Consider the following 3838-nt stretch of genomic DNA (forward strand, 5'->3'; position numbering starts at 1 on the left):
ATTTACTGGCGGATTTGCTACGCTCTGTAACATCACTTTAGACAAGGCCACTGGATCTCCAATTGGTACTAAAGGCCCATATTTGCCAGCTTCTAGAATTTCTTTTGGCCCACTGGGGCAATCGGTGGAAATCACAGGACAGCCGCAAGCCATCGCTTCAATCAAGACTGTGGGCAATCCTTCCCAACGAGAGGAAAGAATAAAGGCGGTAGCATGACGCATATAAGCATAAGGATTGGGTAGAAAACCGGGCAGAGAAACATCTTCAGCAATGCCTAGTTTGTCGATCGCGTCCTCTAATTCTGGGCGTAATTCTCCTTCGCCTAAAATTAGTAACCGAGCCATAGCTTGCTTTCTGAATAATGCAAAAGCTTGGATGAGAGTGGAGAAGTCTTTCTGGGTCGATAATCTTCCTACAGCTAAAAATACAGGGAGAGAATCTTTTTGAAACCAGGGATGATCGACAGGAGCGTTAGCTTTGGCGAGCAATTCGCGATCGACAACAGGATTGTAGATAGTCATTACCTTCCCGGCGGGGAGACGCAGTTGCTGTTCTAGATCCAGCGCTACACCTTTTGATACTCCGACGATCGCATCTGCACTGGGATAAAGCAATTGCATAAACGGTTTGACAAACCTACCGCGTATAAACTTGGATTGAGCAGCTGATAAAGTATTGTGTTCTACCGCTACCAATCGAGTTTTGGTACCAGCCAAATTTCTCGCCAACAATGCCACTACGTTGGCATGATCCATATGCGATAGTAACGCCGTCGGTCTGTTTTCTCGTAAGTAACGCGATAAAGGCAGCATAGCTTTTAAAACTCGTCCTGCTGCTAAGTTAATCATCCGCACTGACTTTGGGACTAGCTCCAAATATGGGCCTTCTGCATCAGCTAGCACGAGATCCAAAGGCACATCTTTTTCTGCCATCCCTTTCAACAAATTAATCGCTACCCGTTCCGCCCCACCCCCATACAAATTAGGGAGAAAAAAAGCAATCGGTTTCATTTTAGATGCTGCGCTCATTTGGCCTTTTCCTTTAGGACTTCATCTATCAACAATTCCCATTTTTTTACTACCTTATCTAAGCTAAAGCGATCGACCGCTTCGGAAGCACGGGAAGCTAAGCGGGCTCTCTCTTCTGGATCGGACATCAAACGATCCATTGCGGAAGTAAATGCCGATACATCTCCATTGGGAACTAAAATTCCATCTATGCCATCGCGGATAATCTCTTGTGGCCCGCTAGGGCAATTCATGGAAACAACTGGCAATCCACAAGAGAGCGCTTCAAACAAAACTGCTGGTAATCCTTCCCAACGAGAAGACAAAACAAAGAGTTTGGCACTTTTTAACATCCCAATCGGATTGGCAGTTAATCCAGGAAAGAGAACTTGATGAGTTAAGCCTAACTTTTCTCGCAAGTCTTCTAGTTCTCGCCGCAGTTCTCCTTCTCCAAAGATCAGTAATTGCCAATCTGGATATTTATCGGCAATTTTTTGGAATGCTGGTAATAGAAGATCGAAACCTTTTTGATAAGTTAATCTCCCGATTGCGATCGCCCATTTTTTCTCTGGATCGGCTCCTGGAGGTAAATCGCTCTTTATCGGCTCATCTTTAATAGGTTGAACTGGGTTATAGATGACCGCTCTTTTGTTTTTAGGCAACCAGTCAAAATAAGCATCTACTCCATCACTGACACTCACAACTTTAGCCGCCATTGGATAAGTAAAACGCCGCAATTTACTCCATAAATTTTGCGTTTCCGCGATCGGATTATTCTGTTCGCTCACCAAGATGGGATACTTGGTATTGAAGAGCGCTAACAGCGTCAATATATTCGTTGTATCCAAGAAGGAGATTACTACCTCTGGCTGAAGCGATTGAATGGTTTTTCTCAATACCCAAAGACGATAGAGGTTATTCCACACCGCATGAATGGGTGTGGGAGAGTTGGCGGCAATATTCAAAGATAGCCTATTGACTCCCTTGGACAGTTGATAAAAATCCCTTTCGATTCCAGCGATTGTGACGATAGAAACGTCATAACCTTTTTTCATCAAGCCTTCAGCCACTAAAACTAAGGCTCGTTCAGCACCGCCGCAAGAAAGGGATGGAGTTACTAAAGTTATCCGCATTTTTTTGGGTTCGCTTTTATTAATCATTGTGATATTTATGCCAAATTCAATCTTTATTGCTGATTTATTTCTTTGCTTAATTTCTTTTGCTTTCTCAGGTGAATTTCCCCATTAATCAGCATGAATGAGAAGCAGAACATATAGACAACACTTGTAGACAAAGCAATGCCTTTGATTCCCATCCACTCCATAAACAGGTAATTACAAGCTATATTTACGACTAAATTCAGCGCCGAAACTTGCATCAATAAGTGATTCATCTTCATCGCCGAAACTAATCTTACCACCAAAATGTTGGCAATATAAAATGGTATTTGTAAAGCATAACAAATTTGAATTGCCGATACTAAACTGGTATCACTAGCATGAAAAGAACCTCTTTGGAAAAGCAGATGTATGAGCGGCTCAGACACAGCGATGAATAACACCGTCATTGGCACAGTTACACCAAAGATCAGCCGCAGGTAATGTCCAAGGGTATGCTCTACACTTTTCCAATCTTGATGGGCGATCATTTTGGAAAAATAGGGAATCACAGCTGTGCTTAATGCAGTGGAAGCTATAGTAATTGGCAAAAGAACGAGACGCTTACCATAAAGCAATGCGGCGACGCTTCCAGGTGCTAGCATTGCTGCCATTGATTGATCTACTAAACTACAACTAGACATTAAAAAAGCTCCGGCAATCATCGGAGCGTATTGGCCTATTACTTGACGCAGGTTTTCATCAAATCCATACCATTTGGGTATTAATGAAATCTGTTGTTTGTGCAGCGCCATTCCTATGACGATCATTTCCAGTAATTGCCCTGCCACTAAACCACAAGCCAAGGAAAAAACATCCCAAGAATGAAATAGTAACATAAACAGGATAGTCATAGCTGGGGTAAGAGTTTCCGCAACAGCCGCTAACGCAAAACGTTCTCCAGCGTTCAAAACGGCAGCCCAGACAGTCAGAATACCGCTGAATATGATACTAGGTGCGAGTGCCCACAGCAGTTTGTAAGTTAGGTCTAACTTTTCGGGATGGAATCCTGACGCTATTTTTGGCAAAAGGAAGGGCGCACTTGCCAGCATAATTAGCGTGGTGATTGCTAGCAGCCCACAACTCCAGACAATCGCCCCAGAAAATAGTTTTTGCGCTGCCTCTTTACCTTCCTTTTCTCGCACTTGAATGTAGGTAGGAATGAGAGCCGCATTAAAAGAACCCGCCACCACATTGGTGATAAAAGAAGGTAGCACAAAAGCCATTAAAAAGGCATCAAGACTATCCGAAGTTCCGAAGTTCCACGCAACTACTAACTCCTTGAAAGTAGATATTAATTTAGCAAAGCCTAATCCTACTCCCACTATTAAAGTTGCTGCCAAAATTTTGCGATTTGTAGAACCGCTGCTTAACTTATTCCAAAAGGTAAGGGATTTTTGATATAGCCCATTTTTCATTTTAAATAACCCCGGGTTTTCTATCTTTCAGATTCTGGCTTAGTTGCGTTTATGAATACGAACCGCAGAAGTTACTTAGGTTAATTTCAGAGCAACTTTCGTACTACTCCTATTTTACCCACATCTTAGTTCGTCCAGGAACTAGCGCACCCTAAAAAATAGTTCCCCTGAATAATTAGACGATTCTCCACTGCCAGCGATTATAACATTTCGCAATAAAGAGTTATAACCTGTTGTTGCTGACCAGACATTTTT

At 42.7% G+C, this 3838-nt stretch carries 3 protein-coding genes; all 3 read right to left on the bottom strand.

Annotated elements, in window-relative coordinates:
• The coding region (locus H6S82_RS22530; protein ID WP_199317935.1) for a glycosyltransferase at window positions 1-1029 on the bottom strand (1029 nt) is incomplete at its 3' end.
• Window positions 1026-2141: a glycosyltransferase family 4 protein gene (locus H6S82_RS22535; protein ID WP_190472312.1), complete on the bottom strand. Its 1116-nt coding sequence runs from the start codon at window positions 2139-2141 to the stop codon at window positions 1026-1028. The genes H6S82_RS22530 and H6S82_RS22535, both read right to left, overlap by 4 nt.
• A 53-nt stretch (window positions 2142-2194) precedes the next feature.
• Window positions 2195-3583 (bottom strand): murein biosynthesis integral membrane protein MurJ, encoded by a 1389-nt coding sequence (murJ, locus tag H6S82_RS22540; protein WP_190472315.1) that lies wholly within the window; start codon window positions 3581-3583, stop codon window positions 2195-2197.
• Window positions 3584-3838 lie beyond the last annotated feature (255 nt).

The sequence above is a fragment of the Planktothrix sp. FACHB-1355 genome (genome assembly GCF_014748295.1).
In the GTDB taxonomy this organism is placed as follows: domain Bacteria; phylum Cyanobacteriota; class Cyanobacteriia; order Cyanobacteriales; family Aerosakkonemataceae; genus Aerosakkonema; species Aerosakkonema funiforme_A.